Annotated in this window: 3 protein-coding genes; all 3 read left to right on the top strand. The window is 41.7% G+C overall.

The features are described 5' to 3' along the window. Positions 1 to 1,202, top strand: a 1,202-nt coding sequence (gene wbaP, locus BIZ37_RS29695) for an undecaprenyl-phosphate galactose phosphotransferase WbaP (protein ID WP_187464606.1), incomplete at its 5' end; no start/stop codon positions are given. A 227-nt stretch (positions 1,203 to 1,429) separates the two neighbouring features. Further along, entirely contained in the window at positions 1,430 to 2,029 is a 600-nt protein-coding gene (gene cysC, locus BIZ37_RS29690; protein ID WP_187464605.1) for an adenylyl-sulfate kinase, read from the top strand. A 159-nt stretch (positions 2,030 to 2,188) separates the two neighbouring features. Beyond that, positions 2,189 to 3,151 (top strand): DHHA1 domain-containing protein, encoded by a 963-nt coding sequence (locus BIZ37_RS29685; protein ID WP_187464604.1) that lies wholly within the window; start codon positions 2,189 to 2,191, stop codon positions 3,149 to 3,151. Positions 3,152 to 3,376 lie beyond the last annotated feature (225 nt).

The following is a 3,376-nucleotide window of genomic DNA, read 5'->3' as shown; positions in this document are numbered from 1 at the left end:
ATACATATCGAAAACCTTTTTGGAACGAGTTGTATGAAATTTACCGTACGTTAATTTTATTTGCACTACTAGATTACGTAACCCTAGCCTTGTTAAATGTTAAAATTGTAACAATTGGTTGGCTGTTTTTGTGGTCATTACCCTTGATTATTTTGCCTCTGATGCGCTATATGTTTAAGGTGTTGCTTATTCAAAAGGGGATATGGCAAATGCCCAGTATTATCATAGGTTGCTCTGATAACGCAGAAGAAGCGTACCGAGCGATTAACAGCGAAAAAATGATGGGTTTTGATGTTAAAGCTTTCGTTGCTGCAGATGATCAAGCGCTGTCTTCTCCGATTAAAGATATCCCATATATTCGCTCTGAGTCGTACATAAATAGTGGGGCATTGAACTACAAAGTGTTTATTGCTCTGGAATATGATCAGCGTGATTTGCGAGATAAGTGGATTCGAACGCTATCTGCTCGTGGTATTCGCAACATCTCGGTTATTCCCTCAACCCGCGGAGTTCCACTTTATGGCACTGATATTTCGCATTTTTTTAGCCATGAAGTCATGATGCTTCGTATCAACAATAATCTAGTGCGTAGGTCTTCGCGTTTTGTTAAACGTACTTTTGATATTGTTGTTAGTAGCCTGTTGTTGCTCATGTTGTCGCCCCTTTTTGCCTATATTGGCTGGAAAGTTTCTCGTGACGGTGGTTCTTCGACTTATGGCCACGAACGCGTTGGTTTTGGTGGTAAGAAATTCAAATGCTTGAAGTTTCGCTCTATGGTGATGAACTCGCAAGAAGTCCTGCAAGAGTTGCTTGAAAATGACCCTGAAGCTAGGGCTGAATGGGATAAAGATTTTAAGCTTAAAAGCGATCCTCGCATCACTCCCATTGGCCATTTTTTGCGTAAAACTAGCTTGGATGAATTACCGCAACTTTGGAATGTACTCAAAGGTGAAATGAGTTTAGTTGGCCCGCGTCCTATTATCGATGAAGAGTTACTTCGCTATAAAGATGATTCTGAATACTACCTCATGGCTAAACCTGGGATGTCTGGGCTTTGGCAGGTAAGTGGTCGTAACGACATTGATTATGACACTCGCGTTTATCTAGACAGTTGGTATGTAAAAAACTGGTCATTATGGAATGATATTGCCATCTTGTTCAAAACAGTTGGTGTTGTTTTGAATCGTGATGGTGCTTACTAATTCTTTATCAGCTATCAGCTATCAGCTATCAGCTATCAGCTATCAGCTATCAGTTAAAAGTGTTGACTTACCTTCAGCCCTTGATATTTTCTAGCTTTCTAGCTTTCTAGCTTTCTAGCTTTCTAGCTTTCTAGCTTTCTAGCTTTCTAGCTTTCTAGCTTTCTAGCTTTCTAGCTTTCTAGCTTTCTAGCTTCTAGCTTCTAGCTTCTAACTTTACTCTATATACTATGAATGAAAACATTGTCTGGCATGACCAAGTCGTCAGCCATGAAGCGCGCGCCGCTCAAAAACAACAAAAACCTGTTATCCTTTGGTTCACTGGTCTAAGCGGTTCTGGCAAATCGACCATCGCTAATGCGGTTGAAAAAAAACTGTTCGATAAAAACTGCCATAGCTACTTACTAGATGGCGACAACGTTCGTCATGGCTTGAATAAAGATTTATCATTTAGTGATCTCGATCGCATTGAAAATATCCGTCGTATCGGTGAAGTGAGCAAACTGTTCGTTGATTCAGGTCTGATTGTGTTAACGGCCTTCATTTCCCCTTTTATTGCCGACCGTCAATTAGTCCGTGAACTGGTTCAAGACGATGAGTTCGTTGAAGTCTATATCGACACACCACTTGAAGTTTGCGAGTCTCGTGATCCTAAAGGCTTATACAAAAAAGCCCGAGCAGGTGAGATTAAGAATTTCACAGGTATTGATTCGACTTATGAAGCACCTATCTCTCCTGAAGTTCATGTCAAGACAGCTGAGCTGTCGATTGAAGAGTGCGCAGAGCAGGTGGTGGGTTATTTGGTAGAGAAAGGCTACATTTCGGAGTAAAGAGCTTTGAGCTGTCAGCGATCAGATAAGAGCTGACAGTCTTTCATATCTTTGATGTTGACCTGCTATATTTCTTCCAAAAATATTTCGCTGATCGCTGATCGCTGATCGCTGATCGCTGATCGCTGATCGCTGATCGCTAAAACATAAAGGATTTCCATGTCCACTCATTACGATATTTTCAATGGTGATGCTGACGGCATCATTGCTCTACTTCAACTACGTCTAGCGGAACCGAAAGATAGTACCTTAATCACTGGCGTGAAGCGTGATATTAAGTTGCTTAAACAAGTCGAAGCAAAACCCGGTGATACTCTCACTGTGTTAGACATATCGATGGAAAAGAACATTGAAGACTTGCAACGTCTGCTGGATGCCGGTGCATCTGTATTGTATGCCGATCATCACCGTGCTGGTGACATTCCTACGACTGAATCACTCGAGTCTTACATTGATGTAGACGCTAATACTTGTACGAGCTTAATCGTTGATAGCCTGCTTAATGGTCAATTTCATATGTGGGCAATAGCTGCAGCATATGGTGATAACCTGATTGCGGTAGGTGACAAGTTAGCGGCTGAAGCCGGTCTTTCTCTAGGTGAAGCATCTTTGCTGAAAGAGTTGGGCACACTGATTAACTACAACGGTTATGGTGCAACCATTAATGACTTGCATTTTGCACCTGCTGATTTATACCTAAAGCTATTACCTTATCATTCCCCACTTGCCGTTATCGAAGACAGTGATTCGCCATATTATTCTTTGAAAGCGGGTTATGAAAGTGATATGAATCATGCACTAGCCCTTGAGCCTGTTGCCCATGAGGCTGCTTGCAAGGCATTTGCAATGCCTAATGAGGCATGGTCTAAGCGTATTAGTGGCGTATTTGGTAATGAGCTAGCCAATAAATCACCTGATATAGCTCATATTGTCTTTACTGAAAACGCTGACGGCACATATACCGTTTCACTCCGTGCGCCACTAAATAATAAGCAAGGTGCTGGAGATATCTGTAGCCAGTTCCCGACTGGAGGTGGTCGTGCAGCCGCAGCTGGCGTCAATGCGCTACCTGCCGATATGCGAGAAGACTTTATTAAAGCGGTCAATGATTACTACAGCTGACAGCTGAAGTTTTTAGCTGTTAGCTTGAAGCTATCAGAAAAGGTTAAAGCATTCTTCCTCAAGTGTTAATAGTCATATCTTTTTGGTATTAACACTTGTAATCATAACTTAAATTACTTCAAGCTTTTACAGCTTACAGCTTACAGCTTACAGCTTACAGCTTACAGCTTACAGCTTACAGCTTACAGCTTACAGCTTACAGCTTACAGCTTACAGCTTACAGCT

Origin of the sequence: Photobacterium sp. BZF1 (assembly GCF_014349205.1) — a bacterium.
Lineage (GTDB): Bacteria > Pseudomonadota > Gammaproteobacteria > Enterobacterales > Vibrionaceae > Photobacterium.
This window is presented reverse-complemented; position numbering and strand designations above follow the sequence as displayed.